Source organism: Geobacillus kaustophilus (genome assembly GCF_000948285.1).
Taxonomy (GTDB): Bacteria; Bacillota; Bacilli; order Bacillales; family Anoxybacillaceae; genus Geobacillus; species Geobacillus thermoleovorans_A.
In genome coordinates, this window is sequence record NZ_JYBP01000003.1 from 469,527 (window position 1) to 489,415 (window position 19,889).

The following is a 19,889-nucleotide window of genomic DNA, read 5'->3' on the forward strand; positions in this document are numbered from 1 at the left end:
CATCAAGAAAAAAATATTGTTGCACCCAGCCAAAAGGCTGGGTGAGGATTGAAACAAAATTAGCCGACCTCGCAGTAACCGCGCAAAAACTGGTTGCACCCAGCCAAAAGGCTGGGTGAGGATTGAAACAAGTCGTTTGGATTCATGAAATTTTCCATGATCGTTGCACCCAGCCAAAAGGCTGGGTGAGGATTGAAACTGACAAATCGTGATACGGATTTCGCAACTTCATCGTTGCACCCAGCCAAAAGGCTGGGTGAGGATTGAAACAAATTTTTATTCTAAAAACTCAATAACTACGAATGAGTTGCACCCAGCCAAAAGGCTGGGTGAGGATTGAAACAATCACGGCACGCACAACGTTTTTGCCGCCGATTGTTGCACCCAGCCAAAAGGCTGGGTGAGGATTGAAACCGGGATACGGCCAAAGAATTGAAGATGAAACCAAGTTGCACCCAGCCAAAAGGCTGGGTGAGGATTGAAACATTTGCAAGGCGGACGAAGATGAGAACGGCGAAGGTTGCACCCAGCCAAAAGGCTGGGTGAGGATTGAAACATCTAACGATACCAGGCGTGTTGATTATCCAATAAAATCCAAAGGGTATAGAAAAAAGAGCACCTTTCCTGTAGAATGTGAGTAGCGACACAAACAAACCCAGGAGGTGCTCTCTATGAACAAGCATACCACACTCCCGAATTTGATGCAAAAACTTGTTTCGGATGAAGAGATTCAACTGATTGCCGAAGCGGTTGGGTATCGTGATTCGTCTCGAACCTTTACGTTGCGCGAGTTGATTCACTTCTTCCTGCTGGCCGCCATGCATCAATGGAAAAGCTTTCGCCACGGAGCCGATGTGGGGCCTCTGTATGGATTGCCGCGATTCCATTATTCAACTGTATCCAAGAAAGCGAAAGAAGTTCCCTATGACATCATGAAACGCTTGTTGGCGTTGATCATTTCCAAGTGCAACCGCCAAACCCGCCGTTCGCTTCGGTTTCCCAAACCGCTTCGGGTGGTGGATTCGACGACCGTCACGGTCGGGAAAAACCGCCTGCCATGGGCGCCGTATCACGGCGAACGCGCCGGAGTGAAGCTGCACGTCGCGTATTCGCCGGAATCCTCGTTGCCGGCAGACGTGGTGGAAACCATCGGACTGCGTCATGATGGCCCGGTGGGAGAACAGTTGACGAACGCTCAACAAGTGCTGGTGGAAGACCGGGCGTATTTCAAAATCGAACGCCTCGATCGATTTGTGGAGCAGCATCAGCTCTTTGTCATTCGGATGAAGGACAACATCGAACTTCATCAGAAAAAAAGCTTGAAACGCCTTTCCAGCACATCCTCATCGGTTCAAGCCGACTTCACGTGCCAGTTGGGGACGAAACAATGCCGCTCCACCAAGCGTCACCGGGTGGTGATCTTTCGAGATGCGAATGGCCGCGACATTCGGGTCGTGACGAACCTCTTCCATGCGTCTGCGGAAACCATTGCCGACATGTACCAACAACGTTGGACTGTTGAGGTCTTTTTCCGTTGGGTGAAGCAATATCTGAATGTCCCGACCTTGTTTGGCACGACGGAAAATGCGGTATACAACCAACTGTTTGCGGCGTTCATCGCGTATGTGTTGCTGCGATGGCTGTATGATCAAACCAAAAAACAGACGAACGTCTCTCTTTCCTTCATTTCGTTCGTTCGCCGTTTTTTCTCTGGGCAGCTTCCTCTCGATTGGAAATCCGGGATGGCCGCTGCTTTGTTTGAGTATGCCCAAATTTATGGAAGGCGTATGTATAATTTTGGATAATCAACACTCGTGTAACGATACATTAAAAAAATCGGCTATATAGTTGCACCCAGCCAAAAGGCTGGGTGAGGATTGAAACCGCTTCTCCTGTTCTTCCAACTCTCCTTGCCATGTTGCACCCAGCCAAAAGGCTGGGTGAGGATTGAAACTCAAATAAAATAGTATCAATTAATTCGCAGCGGAGTTGCACCCAGCCAAAAGGCTGGGTGAGGATTGAAACGCTTCACCGGTTATCGTGAGACCGGAGTCACAAGCGTTGCACCCAGCCAAAAGGCTGGGTGAGGATTGAAACAGCCGCAATTCCGTGGCATATTTGTCGGACGGCACGCGTTGCACCCAGCCAAAAGGCTGGGTGAGGATTGAAACCATATGTTACGTGAATCTAAAATGCCTGCGCTTTTGTTGCACCCAGCCAAAAGGCTGGGTGAGGATTGAAACGATTTCTTTCCATATGAACTTTTGACCGCCGATCGTTGCACCCAGCCAAAAGGCTGGGTGAGGATTGAAAGAAATAAACAAGCACGTTGCGAGCAAAACAAGTGTGTATCAAAACCAAAAGAGGAAACATCCGTTAGCCCTTGGCTGAGGAAGCCAGGGGCCATTTTTTGCCGAGCAAAGAAGGAATTTGCCGCTTGCTGTCGAATTAATTTTTATGAAAACAGTTGCTTCACCTTTTCCACATCTTCTTTAAACTTCTCATGTGTTTTTGCAAGCACTTCTTCAAAGACGCCGTTCATTCGTTGTTCCAGCACAGCGATTCCTTCCCCGGTAATGCCGCCTTTGACGCATACTTTTTCCTGCAACGTTGGCAATGTGTACAGATTCCGCTTGAGCAGTTCCCCAAGGCCGATGATCATATCGGTCGCCAGCATCGTCGCTTGTTCTTTCGTGATGGCGGTTTTGACCGTCGCGGCGTCGATGAAGCGCTGAAGCAAATAGCTGAAAAACGCCGGGCCGCAGCTTGAGATGTCGGAGGCGACGCGGGTGATGGCCTCGTCGATGTACACCGGCGAGGCGATGCGCCGGAGAAGACCATCGATCGTTTGCCGGCAATCGTCCGAACAGCGCGATCCGAAGGTGACGAGGATGCTGCCGGAGAGCGCCCGGTTCGCAATGCTCGGGATGGCGCGCACGACTTGGCAAGGGACGGCCGCTTCAAGCTGTTCGACGCTGATGGGGCTTGTGATCGATACGAGGCAATGTTCATTTGTCCAGTACGTGGTCAGTTGCTGCAATAATGGGTGGATGTCGAACGGTTTGACGCACAAAAAGACGATGCTGGATTGTTTGACGACTTCTGCTGCGTCGACAGCCACCGTGATGCCGGGATATGTGTGTTGTATGGCAAACGCTTTGGCAAGCGTGCGGTTCGTAATGGCCAGTTCATTCTCTTTGACGGCGCCGGAGTCGAGGAACGCTTCGATTAAAACGGTGCCCATATTCCCCGTGCCGATGACGCCGATGTTCATGTATTGTCCCCCCTCCCCGTTCTGTTCGCCGGAATTCTCTTTTTCGATATGTATGAGCAAAATGGTTGATTTATGACTGGAAACGGAAAGGATGGGACATATGTGGGAACAGGTGCAGGAGCTTGGAAAACGGTATGGAAAAGTGGGAGTGCTTTTGCTGTTTGCCGTTGCGGCGGGGTTGTGGGTGTTTCGTCATCCGACGGATGAAAAGGGGCAAGTCGTCTTGCCGGCGGCTGAAACCGATGCTGCCCAGTCGGAAGCAAAAAAGGAAGAAGCGCCAAAAACCGCTGTGGTGGATGTGAAAGGGGCGGTCGCGAAACCAGGGGTGTACGAGGTGGCGGCGGACGCCCGCATCCGCGATGTCATCGTCCTAGCTGGCGGATTGACGGACGAGGCGGATGAAACGAAAGTCAATTTGGCGGCAAAAGTGCGCGATGAAATGATGATTTACGTCCCGGCAAAAGGCGAGGCCGCTCCTGCGTCGGAAACAACCGGTGCCGCGCCGAAAGATGAAGCGGGTATCGGGCCGCAAGTGGCGGTCAATACGGCGACGGAAGAGGAGTTGATGCAGCTTCCCGGCATCGGACCGGCGAAGGCAAAAGCGATCATCGCCTATCGCGAAGAGCACGGGCCGTTTCGGCGGGCGGAAGATTTGTTGAATGTAACCGGAATCGGGGAAAAAACGTTGGAGAAATTGAAACCTTATTTGCTTGTTCCGTAAAGGCTCAGGGGCTTGTCGACACGTTTCGGATTGACGGGGGCGGGAAGCGGCCGGTAGACTAAAAACATGGAAACGAGCGGAGGGATGGAAAATGGAACGTATCACATGGGATCAATACTTTATGGCGCAAAGCCATTTGCTCGCGCTGCGCAGCACGTGCACGAGGCTGGCGGTCGGGGCGACGATTGTGCGCGATAAGCGCATCATCGCCGGCGGATACAACGGGTCGATCGCCGGCGGCGCCCATTGCATCGATGAGGGGTGCTACGTCATTGATGGGCATTGTGTGCGGACGATTCACGCGGAAATGAACGCCATTTTGCAATGCGCCAAGTTCGGCGTCCCGACAGAGGGGGCGGAGATGTATGTCACCCATTTTCCATGTTTGCATTGCTGCAAGGCGATCATTCAAAGCGGCATTCGCGCTGTCTATTACGCCCAAGACTACAAAAACCACCCGTACGCCTTGGAGCTGTTTGCCCAAGCTGGCGTCCGGCTCGTGCAAGTGCCGCTGAAAACGGATGTGTTCGCCTTGCTTTCCGGCAGCGGAGGTGAAGCATGAAAGGACAAGCCGTCTATCCCGCCGCGGCGGCGCTCTTTGCCGTGGCGGCGGCCTCACCGTCCAAAACGGCCTGCCTTCTCCTTATCGTTTATCTCCTTCTCCTTTTCATCCGCCGGCCGCGCTGTTTCCTTCCCGCTCTCGTTGCAGCTCTCTTCTTTTTTGTCTACTTTCTCATCGTTGACCATTATAACAAAACTTCTCTTTCCGGCGGCCGTCATTCGCTTTCCGTTCGTTTTTCCGCCGCGCCGGCGATCGACGGCGATCGATTGCAGGCGGCGGTGCAAGCTGGAAAGGAGCGGGTGCAGCTCCGTTACACCATTCGCACGGTCGCGGAAAAAGAAGTGCTGCGTGCGCGTCTTATGCCCGGGGTCGTGTGCCGGCTGAGCGGAATGCTCGAGCGCCCCATGCCGGCCAGCAATCCGTATGCGTTCGATTACCGTCTTTATTTGCGCCGCCACCGCATTCATTGGCTCTTTCTCCCTGAGGCGATCGATCTTTCCGCTTGCGTGCGCGTCCGTCCCACCATCATCGAACGGCTTGAAGCCATTCGCGAGGCTGGCGTCCGCCGCATTGAAGCCCGGTTTCCGCCGGAAGCGGCCGGCATCGCCGCTGCGCTCATTTATGGCGAACGCCGCTCGCTGGATGAGGCGGTGCTTGACGGCTACCAGCAGCTCGGGATCATCCATTTGTTGGCAATTTCCGGCGGCCATGTCACCCTGCTTGTCAGTGCTGCGTTGACCGCTGCCATTCGGTTTGTGACGCGCGAGGCGGCCGTGCTCTCCTTGCTTGCTCTATTGCCTATGTATGCGGTGCTCGCCGGCGCTTCGCCGTCGGTGCTGCGCGCCTGTGCGACCGGAATGATTGTATTGGCCGTCCAGTGGAAAAAAGGAACAATCCATCCGCTTGATGCGTTGAGTTGGACAGCGTTGGCGCTGCTCGTCTTTGATCCATATATGGTTTGGGATGTCGGTTTTCAACTATCGTTCATCGTCACGTTCGTCCTTCTTGTTCATTTCCCTGTGTCCGTCTCCGTTCGTTCGCCGCTTGGGCGTCTGTTTCAGACAGCGCTTGCCGCTCAGCTCGCCGCGCTGCCGGTTTTGCTTTACCATTTTTATGAAGTTTCTGTTTGGAGCGTAGGACTCAATGTCTTCTTTGTCCCTTGGTATTCATTTGTCATCTTGCCGCTCGCTTTTCTATCCGCGGTTTTTCCCTTTTCTCCGCTCATTTGGCTGTTTAGCCGCCTCATTGAGCTGACGGACGCGGTTGTCCGTTTTTTCTCGGTCGATTACTCGTTTATGCTTGTGCTTGGCCGTCCGGGGCCGTGGGGCTTAGCTGGCTATCTGACGGCCATCTCGGCGGCGTTTTTGGATTGGGAACGCGGCCGTCTGCTCCGCGGATTGACAGCGGTGGCGGCGGCGACGGCGCTTCAGCTGGCCGCCCCGTACGTGGATCGGAAAGGGGAAGTGACGGTATTGGATGTTGGGCAAGGGGACTGTATTTATATTGAGCTTCCTTATCGAAAAGCAGTCTATCTCATTGACACCGGCGGGACGCCGGAATGGGCGCAGGAATCATGGCGCAGGCGGTCGCGGCGGTTTGCTGTCGGCCGCGATGTCGTCGTGCCGTTTTTAAAAGCGCAAGGGGTGCGAACGATCGATAAGCTCATATTGACGCACGATGATGCCGACCATATCGGGGCCGCGCCTGAGGTGCTCGAAGCGGTCAAAGTGAAGGAAATTGTCACAAGCCCAGGAGCGCTGCCGCACGTCCAAAAGATGGCGCGGCCGTTTTCCGTGCCGGTGGCCGCCAGCGTGCGGGGGGATCGGTGGAAGGTGGGCGATGCCGCGTTTTCCGTATTGCACCCGGAGGCGGGAAACAATGAGGATAATAACGGCTCGCTTGTATTGCTCGCCCGCTTCGGCCGTTTGACATGGCTGTTTGCCGCGGATATCGAGGAAGAGGCGGAGCAAGCGCTCATCCGCGCGTATCCAATGTTGCGCGTCGATGTATTGAAAGTCGCCCACCACGGCAGCAAAACGTCGACAACAGAGCCGTTTTTGCGGACGGTCAAGCCGCGAGCGGCCATCATTTCCGTCGGCCGCTACAATCGCTACGGGCATCCGTCCCCCGAGGTGCTTATGCGGCTTGGGCAACAACGGGCGATCATTTGGCGGACGGATGAAAACGGGGCCATTCGCTATGTGTATGACGAAAACGGTGGAACCTTTCAGGTGATGAAACCATAAGATGTAGTGCACAAAAAAACGGAACGTTTCAGCAGAAACAAAAAATAAGGATTGCTTGCGCAAGCAATCCTTATCGACTGAAAAATTCGATCAACGTTGCGATGATGAACATGGTAGCGAAAAAGCCGAACGACACGATGAATCCGACGGCGGAATCGACGGCGTCATTTCGTTGGCTTTGCACTTCCTTTTCAAATACGTTCATCGTTTTCCCCCTCCTCGTTCAATCATTTTTAGTATAGACGAAAACGCGTAAAAAATCTACCGCCGCTCGCTTCTTTTCCTTCCTTGACAACAGTTGACACAAATACTTTCAAACAGCCGGGAAAACATAAAAATAACCCGCTGGCCAATAAGGTCCTAGGACTTATAGGCCAGCGTTTATATAAAGGGGAACCGGTTTTTTCGGCAGCCGGTTCCCTTGTAAAATGACGAAAAACGGTGTATCTTTTCTAGCAGAGACGTTTGCTAGGGAATGGAGACGGGAACATGCTGGAACGCGTATGGGGAAACATTGAAAAACGGCGGTTTTCTGCTCTTTATTTATTATACGGCAATGAGCCGTTTTTATTAATGGAAACGTATGAGCGATTGGTGAACGCAGCGCTTGGCCCCGAGGAACGGGAGTGGAACTTGGCTGTGTACGATTGCGAGGAAACGCCGGTCGAGGCGGCGCTTGAGGAGGCCGAGACGGTGCCGTTTTTCGGCGAGCGGCGCGTCATTCTCATCAAGCATCCGTATTTTTTTACGTCTGAAAAAGAGAAGGAGATCGAGCATGATTTGGCGAAGCTGGAGGCGTACTTGAAGGCGCCGTCGCCGTTTTCAATCGTCGTCTTTTTCGCGCCGTACGAGAAGCTTGATGAACGAAAAAAAATTACGAAGCTCGCCAAAGAGCAAAGCGAAGTCGTCATCGCCGCCCCGCTCGCCGAAGCGGAGCTGCGTGCCTGGGTGCGGCGCCGCATCGAGAGCCAAGGGGCGCAAGCAAGCGATGAGGCGATTGATGTCCTGCTGCGGCGGGCCGGGACGCAGCTTTCCGCCTTGGCGAATGAAATCGATAAGTTGGCTCTGTTTGCCGGACCGGGCGGAACAGTTGAGGCGGCGGCGGTTGAACAGCTTGTCGCCCGCACGCCGGAAGAAAACGTATTTGTGCTCGTCGAGCAAGTGGCGAAGCGAGACATTCCAGCGGCGTTGCAGACGTTTTACGATTTGCTTGAAAACAATGAGGAACCGATCAAAATTTTGGCGTTGCTTGCCGGTCATTTCCGCTTGCTTGCGCAAGTGAAATGGCTCGCCTCCTTAGGCTACGGACAGGCGCAAATCGCGTCGGCGCTCAAGGTGCATCCGTTCCGCGTCAAGCTCGCTCTTGCCCAAGCGGCCCGCTTCGCTGACGGAGAGCTTGCTGAGGCGATCGACGAGCTCGCTGACGCCGATTACGAAGTGAAAAGCGGGGCGGTCGATCGCCGGTTGGCCGTTGAGCTGCTTCTGATGCGCTGGGGCACCCGCCCGGCGCAAGCGGGGCGTCACGGCCGGCGGTGAAGCGCTCGCCCGGCCGTTTGCCGTGAACAAAAGAAAAACAAAAAAACGACCTGGCGCCAGGTCGTTTTTGATTAGGAAGCTTGGATGCTGTTCAATTTTTTCGCTAAGCGCGATTTTTGCCGGCTGGCGGCGTTTTTATGGATAAGGCCTTTGCTTGCAGCTTTGTCTAATTTTTTCGAAGCAATAATGAATGCCTCGCGCGCTTTTTCCACGTCTTTCAATTCAACAAGCGCTTCAAACTTTTTGATCGCCGTACGCATGGCCGATTTCATCGAGGCATTGTGAGCCCGGCGCTTTTCGCTCGTTTTCGCGCGTTTGATCGCTGATTTGATGTTAGCCACGTTCGTTCACCTCCGTTACCGTTCCTATTCTCACTGTGAACAACAGGAAGAACAAATGTTATTCTATCAAACGTGTTTTGATTATGCAAGAGTGTTCAAGCGAAAATCCTTTGCGAAACATGAATGACCGGGCCTGATTGCGGCGACAATAAAAGAAAACGGCAGAAATGGGGAGGAACGACATGGAACAGCCGCTTGATTTACGCCAGTACTCGGTGCGCACAGATTTGGCGATCGAAGCGCATGAGATTGCAGTCGAGGAGCGTTTGCAACAAAAAAGAGAAAGCGCCGCGCCGATTGAGGGAGTCATGATCCGTGACGAGGAGATCGACGGCGTCAAGCTGTCGCATGTACATGTCACGGAGCAAGGAGCGGCCTCGATCGGCAAAAAACCGGGTCACTACGTGACGATTGAAGCCCAAGGCATCCGCGAACAAAACACCGAGCTGCAGCAAAAAGTGCAGCGCATTTTTTCCGAGCAGCTAAGCGCCTTTTTCAATCGGCTCCGCATTCGGGAACAAGCGAGCTGCCTGATTGTCGGGCTCGGCAACCAAAACGTCACTCCGGATGCGCTCGGGCCGCTCACGGTGGAAAACGTGCTTGTCACCCGTCATTTGTTCCAGCTGCAGCCGGAAAGCGTCGAGGAAGGCTTCCGGCCGGTGAGCGCCCTTGCTCCGGGGGTGATGGGGACGACCGGGATTGAAACGAGCGACATTATTGACGGCGTCGTCCGGAAAACAAAGCCGGATTTTGTCATTGTGATTGACGCCTTGGCTGCCCGCTCGATCGAACGGGTCAATGCGACGATTCAAATTTCTGACACCGGCATCCATCCTGGATCTGGGGTGGGCAACAAGCGGAAAGAGTTAAGCTATGAAACGCTTGGCATTCCGGTCATTTCGATCGGCGTTCCGACAGTTGTCGATGCGGTCTCCATCACGAGCGACACGATTGATTTCATTTTGAAGCATTTCGGCCGCGAAATGCGCGAAGGGAAACAGCCGTCAAGCGCGCTCGCTCCGGCGGGCTGGACGTTTGGGCGCAAACGAAAATTGACGGAACAAGACATGCCGTCGCCGCAAGAACGGTCGACGTTTCTTGGCATGGTCGGCACGCTTGGCGATGAAGAAAAGCGGCGCCTCATCTATGAAGTGCTCGCCCCGCTCGGGCATAATTTGATGGTGACCCCAAAAGAGATCGATTCGTTTATCGGCGATATGGCCAACTTATTAGCCGGCGGCTTGAATGCGGCGCTGCATCGGCAAGTCGACCAAGGCAATGTCGGCTCCTACACCCATTAGACAAAAAACAGTTCTATCTTTTCCCGCTTGGCCATACGTTAAACTGAGGAGACAAGCCGGGAAAGGGTGGGAATATGAAACGATGGCGCTCCCCAAACGTCATGATCGCGATTCCAGGAGCCAGCATAAAGAAACTGTTGATGCTCATCATCCTTGGCTGCATGATGATGTTTATGCTTGTCGGAGCGCTCACATCGCTGCGGCCGGAATACCGTCCGTCGTCATCATCGCTGAACGATATGGCGGCCCATTTTCCGGAAGAGACATTCATTCGTCTGTTCGCCTTGGAAAATCGATATTTTGCGCAGCTGCTGCCGAAAGATCGGCGGCAGACGAATTACTCATCGTTATTGTTCCGCCTGGCGACGAGCATCAATCCCGATGACCCGCGCAGCCTGCTTGGCAGCGAGCTGCCGGGCTTTGCCCTTTATGACAGCAAAATTCTCATCGCTGGTGAAGGAACGGATTATACGAACATGCCATACGAATCAGCGCCGCCGCTTGAGGCGATGCTTGCGGAGCGGCAAGCCTCGGTCGATGAGCTCGAACAAGCAAACAAGAACGAAGATGAAAAACCGGTCCCCCCCCCATCGCAGACGACTGGAGGGAAAAAAGTGGTCTACATTTACAATACCCATACGCATGAGTCGTTTTTGCCGGCGCTCAAAGGGGTCACTGACCCGGATTTGGCGTTTCACCCGACGGTCAACATCACAAAAGTGGGGGAAAAGTTAGCGGAAGAACTGGAAAAGCGCGGAATCGGGGCTGAAGTGAGCAAAATCGACATTGTCAGCGAATTGTTAAAGAAAGGGATGAAATACTCCCAATCGTATGATATGTCTCGCCAAACAGTGATCGCAGCAATGAAGCAAAATCGTGACTTGCGCTACTTCATCGATATCCATCGCGATTCGCGGCGGCGGAAATATACGACGGCTACGATCAACGGCGTTGATTATGCGCGTGTCGCATTCATTATTGGCGGAGAAAACGCGACATACGAGAAAAACTTGCAGTTGGCTACCGCGTTGCATCAGTTGCTGCAAAAGAAATATCCAGGTTTGAGCCGCGGGGTGATCGAGAAAAAAGGAGCCGGGACGAACGGCAAGTTTAATCAAGATTTATCGAAAAACGCGATTTTAATTGAAGTCGGCGGTGTTGAAAATACGTTTACTGAGTTGTTTCGTTCCGTGTCGGCGCTCGCTGAGGTGTTCAGCGACTATTATTGGCAGGCGGAAAAAGTGGAAGCGCCGGCTCCGGCGGAGAAAAAGTAAAGGGGCGTCACTATGGCAAGATGGTTGATTCGCTTTACTCTAGCGATCTTTCTCCTTTTTTTCGGCGTGTTGTTTGGCATGCAAGAGGCGCATCGCGGCATTGAACGGATGCGCGGTTATGTCGATCCGTCGTTTCCATCCGTCATCGATATGAAAAAAAGGGAAAATGGTGAGGTGGAAGCGGCGGTGTTTGGCCGGCCGATCGTTGCTGGAGATTTAGGAGAAAAGCAAGAAACGATTCGCGAGCTGAAAACGTTCAACTTGTTCTCTAGGCTCGGCCAACTTTTTGCTGATGCCGTCACCGCGCTCATGGAAATGCTGTTTTCGCTCGTCGGCCGGGTGTTGGACTAGCCCGTTCATGTGAGGACGAAACAGGAACGTGCCGTCACAATGGCGGCTTGTTCTTTTGGACGCCGTCCGCCGGCTGGAGTACAAAGTGCTGCGCTTTCCATATTGTCGGTTGTTTTCTTGGCGCGGCTCTGGCCGTTTCGCGTCTTTCCGGAAAGCCCGAACGGCGGCTTGGCTTTTCGTTCATCATTGAATCTTCTTCGCGCTGTTGTTATAATCAAAGCTAGTGTAGTTTTGCGAAGAAGCAGGAGTGAGAGACGATGAACCGGGAAGAACGGTTGAAACGGCAGGAACGGATCCGCAATTTTTCGATCATCGCCCACATTGACCACGGAAAATCGACGCTGGCGGACCGCATTTTGGAAAAGACGGGGGCGCTGTCGGAGCGCGAATTGCGCGAGCAGACGCTCGATACGATGGAGCTTGAGCGCGAGCGCGGCATCACGATTAAATTAAATGCGGTTCAGTTGACATATAAAGCGAAAAATGGCGAAGAGTATATTTTCCATTTGATCGACACGCCGGGCCACGTCGACTTTACGTACGAAGTGTCGCGCAGCTTGGCCGCTTGCGAAGGGGCGATTTTGGTCGTCGATGCAGCGCAAGGCATTGAAGCACAGACGTTGGCGAACGTGTATTTGGCGATCGATAACAATTTGGAAATTTTGCCCGTTATTAATAAAATCGATTTGCCAAGCGCCGAACCGGAGCGGGTGCGTCAAGAAATTGAGGATGTCATCGGTTTGGACGCCTCTGACGCGGTGCTTGCTTCGGCGAAAGTCGGCATCGGCATCGAGGAAATTTTGGAAAAAATCGTTGAAAAAATTCCGGCTCCTTCGGGCGACCCAGACGCGCCGCTCAAGGCGCTCATTTTTGATTCCCTTTATGACCCGTACCGCGGCGTCGTCGCCTACGTCCGCGTCGTCGACGGAACGGTGAAGCCAGGGCAGCGCATTAAAATGATGTCAACCGGCAAAGAGTTTGAAGTGACGGAAGTCGGCGTGTTCACGCCGAAGCAAAAAGTCGTCGACGAATTGACGGTCGGGGATGTCGGCTATTTGACCGCCTCGATTAAAAACGTGAAAGATACGCGCGTCGGCGATACGATCACCGATGCTGAACGGCCGGCCGCCGAGCCGCTCCCGGGCTATCGGAAGCTCAATCCGATGGTGTTTTGCGGGATGTATCCGATCGATACGGCGCGTTACAACGATTTGCGCGAGGCGCTCGAGAAGCTGCAATTGAACGATGCGGCGCTCCACTTTGAGCCGGAAACGTCGCAGGCGCTTGGGTTCGGCTTCCGTTGCGGGTTTCTCGGCTTGCTCCATATGGAAATCATCCAAGAGCGGCTCGAGCGCGAATTTCATATTGATTTGATCACGACCGCGCCGAGCGTCGTTTACAAGGTGCATTTGACCGACGGAACGGAAGTCGACGTCGACAACCCGACGAACATGCCCGACCCGCAAAAAATCGATCGCATTGAAGAGCCGTATGTGAAAGCGACGATCATGGTGCCAAACGACTATGTCGGGCCGGTGATGGAGCTGTGTCAAGGAAAGCGCGGCACGTTTGTCGATATGCAATATTTGGATGAAAAGCGCGTCATGCTCATTTACGATATTCCGCTCTCGGAGATCGTCTACGACTTTTTCGACGCTTTAAAGTCGAACACAAAAGGGTACGCGTCATTCGACTACGAATTGATCGGCTACCGGCCGTCCAATCTCGTCAAGATGGATATTTTGTTAAACGGCGAAAAAATCGATGCCTTATCGTTTATCGTCCATCGCGACTCTGCGTACGAGCGCGGCAAAGCGATCGTTGAAAAGCTGAAAGATCTGATTCCACGCCAGCAATTTGAAGTGCCGGTGCAGGCGGCGATCGGCCACAAGGTCATCGCCCGCTCGACGATCAAAGCGTTGCGCAAAAACGTGCTTGCCAAATGTTACGGCGGCGACGTGTCGCGGAAGCGGAAGCTGCTTGAGAAGCAAAAAGAAGGAAAAAAGCGGATGAAACAAATCGGGTCGGTCGAAGTGCCGCAAGAAGCGTTTATGGCCGTCTTGAAAATTGACGACCAGAAGAAATAACAGGCAAGGCTGTCTCCTTCGGGGATGGCCTTGTTTGTTTCCTGCGGCGCCGGCCGGCTGAAAGGAGGGGGGATTGATGGCCGTCTCAGCGTATTTTCATATTCCGTTTTGCGCCCATATTTGCCATTATTGCGATTTTAACAAAGTATTCGCCGCCGGCCAGCCGATTGACGACTATTTGCGGGCGATGGACAAAGAAATGGCGTGGACGGCGGCGGAATTTGGCAGCCAACTCAAGACGCTGTTTATCGGCGGCGGCACGCCGACGGTGCTTGAGCCGGCGCAGCTCGGCTATTTGCTTGCGAGCATCCACCGCCATTTTCAGTTTGACCCACAAACGGCCGAATTTACCGTCGAAGCCAACCCGGACGGCTTGACGAAAGAAAAGCTCGCTATTTTGCGCGATGCCGGAGTGAATCGGCTGAGCCTTGGGGTGCAGACATTTGACGATCAGCTTCTGCAAACGATCGGCCGCACGCACCGGCGCGGCGACGTCATACGGGCTGTAGCGTTGGCCAGAGAAGTCGGGTTTCAGAACATCAGCATTGATTTAATGTACGGTTTGCCGGAGCAGACGCTTGAGCAGTTTACGGCCGATTTAGAAGCGGCGTTTTCGCTTCATGTGCCGCATCTTTCTGCTTATTCCCTCATTTTGGAGCCAAGGACGATTTTTTATAACGAATGGCGGAAAGGGCGGCTCCGTCTCCCGAGCGAAGAGATGGAAGCCGAGATGTACGAAGCGGCGATGGAGCAGATGGCTGCCGTTGGCTATCGGCAATACGAAATCAGCAACTATGCTTTGCCGGGATTTGAAAGCCGGCACAACTTGACTTACTGGAACAACGAGGAGTACTACGGCATCGGCGCTGGGGCGCACAGCTATATCGACGGGGTGCGGCGGGCGAATATCGGCCCCATCCGGCATTACATCGCTGCGATCGAACGCAGCCAATGGCCGCACCGCGACGTGCGCCGCTTGACCACTCGCGAGCAGATGGAAGAGGAAATGTTTTTAGGGCTGCGCAAAACGGAAGGGGTGTCCAAAGCCTGCTTTCGGCAAAAGTTCGGCCGCGACCTCCAGGACATATTTGGCGCGGCGATCCGCCGGGAAATCGAAAACGGACGCCTCGAGGAAACGGCGACTCACATCCGCTTGACAAAACGAGGCAAGCTGCTCGGCAATGAAGTGTTTGCTGCGTTCCTCGGCGAAATGTAAACATTGACATTTGCCGGGCGATTTGCTACCCTAGTAGTAGATTTAGCACTCGAGTTGTTCGAGTGCTAACAGAGGTGAGGCACGTGCTAACGAACCGCCAACTGCTGATTTTGCAAGTGATTATCGACGATTTCATTCGTTCTGGGCAGCCGGTCGGTTCGCGGACGTTATCGAAAAAGCATCAAATCGCGTTCAGCTCGGCGACGATCCGTAATGAGATGGCGGATTTGGAGGAGCTCGGCTATATTGAAAAAACGCACATTTCTTCCGGCCGTGTGCCGTCGGAAAAAGGGTACCGCTACTACGTCGACCATTTGCTGCCGCCGCAGCGGCTGACAAGGGCGGACATTCAAAAAATCCGCTCCGTGTTTGCCGAGCGCATCTATGAGCTGGAAAAACTGATGCAAAAGTCGGCGCAAATTTTATCCGAGCTGACGAACTATACATCCATCGCGCTCGGGCCAACGTTTAAAGAAAGCAAACTGAAGCGGATGCAAATCGTTCCGCTCACCGAACAGACAGCCGTCGCCATCGTCGTGACGGACACCGGCCATGTTGAAAACCGGGTCGTGACGATTCCGTCATCGATGGACGCAGGCGACCTCGAAAAAATGGTCAACATTTTCAACGAGCGGTTGAACGGCGTTCCGCTCATTGATTTGAAAGAAAAAATGGAAACGGAAGTGGCCGATGTATTGCGCCGTCACATCCACAACTACGACAGCGTGCTCAATGCGCTCATGGAGACGCTCGAGGCCCCTGAAGAAGAAAAAGTGTTTTTCGCCGGCAAGGCGAATATGCTCAACCAGCCGGAGTTCAGCGACATCCAAAAAGTGCGCCCGCTTCTGAACATCATTGAGCAAGAAAAAGACATTTATCGCCTGCTCCGCAAGCAAAACCAAAAAGGAGTTCGGGTTTCGATCGGGCATGAAAACGAACTGCGCGGCATGGAAAATTGCAGCTTGATTACGGCGACGTATTCGGTCGGCGATGAGCCGCTCGGGGCGATCGCGATTCTTGGTCCAACGCGCATGGAATACTCGCGCGTCATCACGGTCTTAAACCGTGTCGCTTCCGATTTGTCGGCCGCGTTGACGAAATGGTATCAAAGTCAATAAGAATGGCCATATTGGATAACGGATGGATCGCGCATCCATCCTTTCCTTGTGGCCATTGATACATAAAAGGGAAGAGCCCCGGCAGGGAGGTGAACGCAATGGAACAAGGAGAAAAGCAAGTGACGGAACAAGCTGCATACGATGAGCCGGAGCGGGAGCAACCGATTGAGGAAGAAGCCGCTCCGCAGCCTGAGGCGGGAGCGGGCGATGTTCCGTTTGAAGAGGCCGGCGTGGAGGAAGCGGCGGAACGAGCTGAAGAGGCGCCGACGGCCAATGAGTTGGCGGCGGCAAAGGCGCAGATCGCCGAATTGGAAGCGAAGCTTTCAGAGATGGAACACCGGTATCTCCGCCTGTATGCCGATTTTGAAAACTTCCGCCGCCGGACGCGCCAGGAGATGGAAGCGGCTGAAAAATACCGCGTCCAAAGCTTGGCGAGCGATTTGCTTCCGGTGCTTGACAACTTTGAACGAGCGTTGAAAATAGAGACGGACAACGAACAGGCGAAATCGATTTTGCAAGGGATGGAAATGGTGTACCGGTCGCTTGTTGATGCCTTGAAGAAAGAAGGCGTCGAGGCGATCGAGGCGGTCGGAAAGCCGTTTGACCCTTATTTGCACCAAGCCGTCATGCAGGCGGAAGCGGAAGGCTATGAGCCGAACACGGTTGTTGAGGAGCTGCAAAAAGGTTATAAGCTGAAAGACCGCGTGCTGCGGCCCGCCATGGTCAAAGTAAGCCAATAAACGGAAATGGAGGGTGATAGACGATGAGCAAAATTATCGGCATCGACTTAGGAACGACGAACTCTTGCGTCGCCGTGTTAGAAGGCGGCGAAGTGAAAGTCATTCCGAATCCGGAAGGGAACCGCACGACCCCGTCGGTCGTCGCGTTTAAAAACGGCGAACGCCTAGTCGGCGAAGTCGCCAAACGGCAAGCGATCACGAACCCGAACACGATCATCTCGATCAAGCGCCATATGGGGACGGATTACAAAGTCGAAATCGAAGGGAAGCAATATACGCCGCAAGAAATTTCGGCGATCATTTTGCAATACTTGAAATCGTACGCCGAAGACTATTTGGGCGAGCCGGTGACGCGTGCGGTCATCACAGTGCCGGCGTATTTCAACGACGCCCAGCGCCAAGCGACGAAGGACGCCGGCCGCATCGCCGGCCTCGAAGTCGAGCGCATCATCAACGAGCCGACGGCCGCGGCGCTTGCTTACGGCCTTGATAAAGAAGAAGACCAAACGATTCTCGTCTATGACTTAGGCGGCGGGACGTTTGACGTCTCGATTTTGGAGCTTGGCGACGGCGTGTTTGAAGTGAAGGCGACGGCCGGCGACAACCATTTGGGCGGCGACGACTTCGACCAAGTGATCATCGATTATTTGGTCAATCAGTTCAAGCAAGAGCACGGCATCGATTTGTCGAAAGACAAAATGGCGCTCCAACGCTTGAAAGATGCGGCGGAAAAAGCGAAAAAAGAACTGTCCGGCGTCACGCAGACGCAAATTTCGCTTCCGTTTATCAGCGCCAATGAAAACGGCCCGCTCCATTTGGAAATGACGTTGACAAGAGCGAAATTTGAAGAGCTGTCCGCCCACCTCGTCGAGCGGACGATGGGGCCGGTCCGCCAGGCGCTTCAAGACGCCGGCTTGACGCCAGCGGATATTGATAAAGTCATTTTGGTCGGCGGTTCGACGCGCATTCCAGCTGTCCAAGAAGCGATCAAGCGCGAGCTTGGCAAAGAGCCGCACAAAGGCGTCAACCCGGACGAAGTCGTGGCCATCGGTGCGGCGATCCAAGGCGGGGTGATCGCCGGCGAAGTGAAAGATGTCGTTCTGCTCGACGTCACGCCGCTTTCGCTTGGCATTGAAACGATGGGCGGCGTATTTACGAAACTGATTGAACGGAACACGACGATCCCGACAAGCAAATCGCAAGTGTTCACAACGGCGGCTGACAATCAAACGACGGTCGACATTCACGTCTTGCAAGGAGAACGCCCGATGGCGGCGGACAACAAATCGCTCGGCCGCTTTCAGTTGACCGGCATTCCGCCGGCGCCGCGCGGCGTGCCGCAAATTGAAGTGACGTTTGATATTGACGCCAATGGCATCGTTCACGTGCGCGCCAAAGATTTAGGAACGAACAAAGAGCAGTCGATTACGATCAAATCGTCGTCCGGCCTGTCGGAAGAAGAAATTCAGCGCATGATTAAAGAAGCGGAAGAAAACGCCGAAGCCGACCGGAAGCGGAAAGAAGCCGCCGAGTTGCGCAACGAAGCCGACCAGCTCATGTTCATGACCGACAAAACGATCAAAGAAGTCGAAGGAAAAGTGAGCGCCGATGACATCAAGAAGGCGCAAGATGCGAAAGAGGCGTTGAAAGCGGCGCTCGAGAAAAACGACATCGACGACATCCGCAAGAAAAAAGACGCCCTGCAAGAAGCAGTGCAGCAGCTGTCGATCAAGCTGTATGAACAAGCGGCGAAACAGGCTCAAAGTGCAGGATCGCAAGGCGGCGCTGCCAATAAAGACAACGTGGTGGACGCCGAGTTTGAAGAAGTGAACGACGATAAATAATGCAACTGAAAGTCAAAGTCAGGCCTGCCTTGGCTTTGACTTTTTTTCTAGCATTGACATATTGCCTTGCCGCAGAGGGAAATGATAAAATCAAATTTATGTGAGTGAATCGGGAGTGGATGATCAACGATGGCGAAGCGCGATTATTACGAGATTCTCGGCGTCAGCAAAAACGCGACGAAAGACGAGATTAAAAAAGCGTATCGAAAGCTTTCGAAGCAGTATCATCCAGATGTGAACAAAGCCCCGGACGCCGCGGAGAAGTTTAAGGAAATTAAAGAGGCGTACGAAGTGTTAAGCGATGATGAAAAGCGGGCCCGCTACGACCGCTTCGGCCATGCCGACCCGAACGAAACGTTTGGCGGCGGCGGATTCCAAGACGGAGGGTTTGATTTCGGCGGCTTTAGCGGCTTTGGCGGTTTTGAAGATATTTTTGAAACGTTTTTCGGCGCTGGTCCGCGTAGGCGGGCGAGCGGTCCGCGCAAAGGCGCGGATGTCGAGTATATGATGACGCTTACGTTTGAAGAAGCGGCGTTCGGAAAAGAAACGGAAATTGAAATTCCGCGGGAAGAGACGTGCGACACGTGCCAAGGCAGCGGAGCGAAACCGGGCACAAGTCCGACGTCTTGTCCGCATTGCCGCGGCAGCGGGCAAGTGACAAGCGAACAAGCGACGCCATTTGGCCGCATCGTCAACCGCCGGACATGTCCCGTCTGCGGCGGCACGGGCCGGTACATTCCGGAGAAATGCCCAACGTGCGGCGGCACGGGACGCGTCAAACGGCGGAAAAAAATTCACGTCAAAATTCCAGCCGGCGTCGATGACGGCCAGCAGCTGCGCGTCGCCGGCCAAGGGGAGCCAGGGGTCAATGGCGGGCCGCCGGGCGATTTGTACATCATCTTCCGTGTTGAGCCGCACGAGTTTTTCAAACGCGACGGCGACGATATTTATTGCGAAGTGCCGTTGTCGTTCGCCCAGGCGGCGCTCGGTGATGAGATCGAAGTGCCGACGCTCCATGGCCATGTGAAGCTGAAAATCCCGGCCGGCACGCAGACAGGCACGCGCTTCCGCTTGAAGGGAAAAGGGGTGCCGAACGTGCGCGGCTACGGCCAAGGCGATCAGCACGTCATTGTCCGTGTTGTGACGCCGACGAAGCTGACCGAAAAGCAAAAGCAGCTGTTGCGCGAGTTTGATCGGCTCGGCGGAGACACGATGCACGACGGGCCGCACGGCCGTTTTTTTGAGAAAGTCAAAAAGGCGTTTAAAGGAGAAGCGTAA

17 protein-coding genes and 2 CRISPR repeat arrays (1 of these 19 only partly in view) are annotated in these 19,889 nt (G+C 53.9%); of the genes, 14 read left to right on the plus strand and 3 right to left on the minus strand.

All coding sequences use genetic code 11. The features are described from left to right. Window positions 1-557: direct repeats of the CRISPR family, unit length 37 nt; unit sequence GTTGCACCCAGCCAAAAGGCTGGGTGAGGATTGAAAC (it extends 3,570 nt beyond the left edge of the window). A 114-nt stretch (window positions 558-671) separates the two neighbouring features. Continuing rightward, entirely contained in the window at window positions 672-1,805 is a 1,134-nt protein-coding gene (locus LG52_RS02820; protein WP_015375695.1) for an IS4-like element IS5377 family transposase, read from the plus strand. Window positions 1,806-1,847: 42 nt separating this feature from the next. Beyond that, window positions 1,848-2,314: a CRISPR direct-repeat array (repeat unit 37 nt; unit sequence GTTGCACCCAGCCAAAAGGCTGGGTGAGGATTGAAAC). A gap of 141 nt (window positions 2,315-2,455) precedes the next feature. On the opposite strand, the gene comER is transcribed toward LG52_RS02820, so the two are convergent. Next, window positions 2,456-3,274, minus strand: coding sequence for a late competence protein ComER (comER, locus tag LG52_RS02825; protein ID WP_044730776.1), 819 nt, complete (start codon window positions 3,272-3,274; stop codon window positions 2,456-2,458). A 100-nt stretch (window positions 3,275-3,374) separates the two neighbouring features. Between comER and LG52_RS02830 the strand changes: the two genes are divergently transcribed. From LG52_RS02830 to LG52_RS02840, 3 genes are all read left to right on the plus strand, one after another. Then, window positions 3,375-3,995 (plus strand): helix-hairpin-helix domain-containing protein, encoded by a 621-nt coding sequence (locus tag LG52_RS02830; protein WP_044730777.1) that lies wholly within the window; start codon window positions 3,375-3,377, stop codon window positions 3,993-3,995. Window positions 3,996-4,086: 91 nt separating this feature from the next. Continuing rightward, entirely contained in the window at window positions 4,087-4,557 is a 471-nt protein-coding gene (locus LG52_RS02835; protein WP_044730778.1) for a ComE operon protein 2, read from the plus strand. Beyond that, window positions 4,554-6,803, plus strand: coding sequence for a DNA internalization-related competence protein ComEC/Rec2 (locus LG52_RS02840; RefSeq protein ID WP_044730779.1), 2,250 nt, complete (start codon window positions 4,554-4,556; stop codon window positions 6,801-6,803). The genes LG52_RS02835 and LG52_RS02840 overlap by 4 nt, the downstream gene beginning before the upstream one ends. A gap of 70 nt (window positions 6,804-6,873) precedes the next feature. On the opposite strand, the gene LG52_RS18640 is transcribed toward LG52_RS02840, so the two are convergent. After that, window positions 6,874-7,008 (minus strand): YqzM family protein, encoded by a 135-nt coding sequence (locus tag LG52_RS18640; protein WP_044730780.1) that lies wholly within the window; start codon window positions 7,006-7,008, stop codon window positions 6,874-6,876. A 284-nt stretch (window positions 7,009-7,292) separates the two neighbouring features. Here LG52_RS18640 and holA point away from each other — a divergent pair, with 284 nt between their 5' ends. Continuing rightward, window positions 7,293-8,339 carry a DNA polymerase III subunit delta gene (gene holA, locus LG52_RS02850; RefSeq protein ID WP_044730781.1) on the plus strand — a complete coding sequence of 349 codons (1,047 nt, stop codon included), beginning with the start codon at window positions 7,293-7,295 and terminating at the stop codon, window positions 8,337-8,339. A 71-nt stretch (window positions 8,340-8,410) separates the two neighbouring features. Here the strand turns inward: holA and rpsT are convergent, their stop codons facing one another. Continuing rightward, window positions 8,411-8,680 (minus strand): 30S ribosomal protein S20, encoded by a 270-nt coding sequence (gene rpsT / locus LG52_RS02855; protein WP_011231991.1) that lies wholly within the window; start codon window positions 8,678-8,680, stop codon window positions 8,411-8,413. Between the two features lie 182 nt (window positions 8,681-8,862). Between rpsT and gpr the strand changes: the two genes are divergently transcribed. The 9 genes from gpr to dnaJ all read left to right on the plus strand — a co-directional run bounded on the left by gpr (window position 8,863) and on the right by dnaJ (window position 19,889). Further along, on the plus strand, window positions 8,863-9,981 hold the full coding sequence (gpr, locus tag LG52_RS02860) for a GPR endopeptidase (RefSeq protein ID WP_044730782.1): 1,119 nt from the start codon (window positions 8,863-8,865) through the stop codon (window positions 9,979-9,981). 74 nt (window positions 9,982-10,055) lie between these two features. Continuing rightward, on the plus strand, window positions 10,056-11,255 hold the full coding sequence (spoIIP, locus tag LG52_RS02865) for a stage II sporulation protein P (protein WP_044730783.1): 1,200 nt from the start codon (window positions 10,056-10,058) through the stop codon (window positions 11,253-11,255). Between the two features lie 12 nt (window positions 11,256-11,267). Continuing rightward, the gene (locus LG52_RS02870; RefSeq protein WP_044730784.1) at window positions 11,268-11,606 is read left to right on the plus strand and encodes a YqxA family protein; all 339 of its coding nucleotides are present in this window, start codon (window positions 11,268-11,270) and stop codon (window positions 11,604-11,606) included. A 257-nt stretch (window positions 11,607-11,863) separates the two neighbouring features. Beyond that, window positions 11,864-13,693 (plus strand): translation elongation factor 4, encoded by a 1,830-nt coding sequence (gene lepA, locus LG52_RS02875; protein ID WP_044730785.1) that lies wholly within the window; start codon window positions 11,864-11,866, stop codon window positions 13,691-13,693. Between the two features lie 76 nt (window positions 13,694-13,769). Beyond that, window positions 13,770-14,909, plus strand: coding sequence for a radical SAM family heme chaperone HemW (gene hemW / locus LG52_RS02880; RefSeq protein ID WP_044730786.1), 1,140 nt, complete (start codon window positions 13,770-13,772; stop codon window positions 14,907-14,909). An 83-nt stretch (window positions 14,910-14,992) separates the two neighbouring features. Continuing rightward, on the plus strand, window positions 14,993-16,027 hold the full coding sequence (gene hrcA, locus LG52_RS02885) for a heat-inducible transcriptional repressor HrcA (protein ID WP_044730787.1): 1,035 nt from the start codon (window positions 14,993-14,995) through the stop codon (window positions 16,025-16,027). Between the two features lie 98 nt (window positions 16,028-16,125). Beyond that, window positions 16,126-16,767: a nucleotide exchange factor GrpE gene (gene grpE, locus LG52_RS02890; RefSeq protein ID WP_044730788.1), complete on the plus strand. Its 642-nt coding sequence runs from the start codon at window positions 16,126-16,128 to the stop codon at window positions 16,765-16,767. A 23-nt stretch (window positions 16,768-16,790) separates the two neighbouring features. Beyond that, window positions 16,791-18,611, plus strand: coding sequence for a molecular chaperone DnaK (gene dnaK / locus LG52_RS02895; protein WP_044730789.1), 1,821 nt, complete (start codon window positions 16,791-16,793; stop codon window positions 18,609-18,611). A gap of 129 nt (window positions 18,612-18,740) precedes the next feature. After that, on the plus strand, window positions 18,741-19,889 hold the full coding sequence (dnaJ, locus tag LG52_RS02900) for a molecular chaperone DnaJ (protein WP_044730790.1): 1,149 nt from the start codon (window positions 18,741-18,743) through the stop codon (window positions 19,887-19,889).

Bases quoted from the DNA above. Each gene is read 5' to 3' on its own strand.
- lepA (WP_044730785.1), top strand. From the start codon at position 11,864: ATGAACCGGGAAGAACGGTTGAAACGGCAGGAACGGATCCGCAATTTT.
- LG52_RS02830 (WP_044730777.1), top strand. From the start codon at position 3,375: ATGTGGGAACAGGTGCAGGAGCTTGGAAAACGGTATGGAAAAGTGGGA.
- LG52_RS02820 (WP_015375695.1), top strand. From the start codon at position 672: ATGAACAAGCATACCACACTCCCGAATTTGATGCAAAAACTTGTTTCG.
- comER (WP_044730776.1), bottom strand. From the start codon at position 3,274: ATGAACATCGGCGTCATCGGCACGGGGAATATGGGCACCGTTTTAATC.
- gpr (WP_044730782.1), top strand. From the start codon at position 8,863: ATGGAACAGCCGCTTGATTTACGCCAGTACTCGGTGCGCACAGATTTG.
- spoIIP (WP_044730783.1), top strand. From the start codon at position 10,056: ATGAAACGATGGCGCTCCCCAAACGTCATGATCGCGATTCCAGGAGCC.
- LG52_RS18640 (WP_044730780.1), bottom strand. From the start codon at position 7,008: ATGAACGTATTTGAAAAGGAAGTGCAAAGCCAACGAAATGACGCCGTC.
- dnaK (WP_044730789.1), top strand. From the start codon at position 16,791: ATGAGCAAAATTATCGGCATCGACTTAGGAACGACGAACTCTTGCGTC.
- LG52_RS02835 (WP_044730778.1), top strand. From the start codon at position 4,087: ATGGAACGTATCACATGGGATCAATACTTTATGGCGCAAAGCCATTTG.
- dnaJ (WP_044730790.1), top strand. From the start codon at position 18,741: ATGGCGAAGCGCGATTATTACGAGATTCTCGGCGTCAGCAAAAACGCG.
- hemW (WP_044730786.1), top strand. From the start codon at position 13,770: ATGGCCGTCTCAGCGTATTTTCATATTCCGTTTTGCGCCCATATTTGC.
- LG52_RS02840 (WP_044730779.1), top strand. From the start codon at position 4,554: ATGAAAGGACAAGCCGTCTATCCCGCCGCGGCGGCGCTCTTTGCCGTG.
- LG52_RS02870 (WP_044730784.1), top strand. From the start codon at position 11,268: ATGGCAAGATGGTTGATTCGCTTTACTCTAGCGATCTTTCTCCTTTTT.
- holA (WP_044730781.1), top strand. From the start codon at position 7,293: ATGCTGGAACGCGTATGGGGAAACATTGAAAAACGGCGGTTTTCTGCT.
- grpE (WP_044730788.1), top strand. From the start codon at position 16,126: ATGGAACAAGGAGAAAAGCAAGTGACGGAACAAGCTGCATACGATGAG.